1 pseudogene is annotated in these 277 nt (G+C 49.8%); it reads left to right on the forward strand.

Annotation, left to right across the window (positions count from 1 at the left end):
- Positions 1-277: pseudogene (locus GHN92_RS23990) on the forward strand (chain-length determining protein); the annotation flags it as partial.

The following is a 277-nucleotide window of genomic DNA, read 5'->3' on the forward strand; positions in this document are numbered from 1 at the left end:
CAATTGAAGTGGAGCGTAAAAAGATAGAAGCCGATCTCAATATCATCATTGAGAACCGTCTTGCGGAGCTTGGAGACAGCATCGATGCGGCTCGTGCCGAGTATGACGTCAGCAAGCAAGCCCGCATTGCAATACTACTGGAGAACGATGCCGTTCAGCGTTCGCAATTGCAGGACGAACTTGTCGCACTGCGTAAGCAGCTCAGGGCTGGGCGAATGGATCGAATAGCTCAATTAAAGGAGGCAATCGATATTGCTCAGTCGTTGGGGATTCAAAA

The sequence above is a fragment of the Pseudomonas sp. FSL R10-2964 genome, from assembly GCF_009600035.1.
In the GTDB taxonomy this organism is placed as follows: Bacteria; Pseudomonadota; Gammaproteobacteria; order Pseudomonadales; family Pseudomonadaceae; genus Aquipseudomonas; species Aquipseudomonas bubulae.